The sequence below is a fragment of the Enterobacter sp. 120016 genome (assembly GCF_018383635.1).
Classification (GTDB): domain Bacteria; phylum Pseudomonadota; class Gammaproteobacteria; order Enterobacterales; family Enterobacteriaceae; genus Enterobacter; species Enterobacter asburiae_D.
The window spans coordinates 1-222 of sequence record NZ_JAHAWC010000068.1 but is presented as its reverse complement, the minus strand read 5'-3'; the positions used below and the strand labels follow the sequence as shown (position 1 = coordinate 222).

Genomic DNA, 222 nt, shown 5'->3' with positions numbered 1-222 from the left:
CAGCAGCCCGCGGCGGTCATACTGCCATGCGAGCGGCCACTCACCGTCGTCTGCTGACGTCAGCCGGCCGAAACCGTCCCGGGCGTAGCGGATTTTTTTCCCGTCAGGCAGTATTTTCTCCGCGATCCGCCCGGACACATCCCGCGTCAGGCGGGTGACACGCACCTGCTCCTCTCTGCCGCTGAGGTCATATTCCCGCAGGGTGATGAGCCTGCCACAGGC

1 protein-coding gene is annotated in these 222 nt (G+C 65.3%); it reads right to left on the bottom strand.

Features of this window, described 5'->3' with window-relative positions; all coding sequences use genetic code 11:
• On the bottom strand, window positions 1-222 hold a 222-nt coding region (locus KIF87_RS23150), incomplete at both ends, for an RHS repeat domain-containing protein (RefSeq protein WP_249666013.1).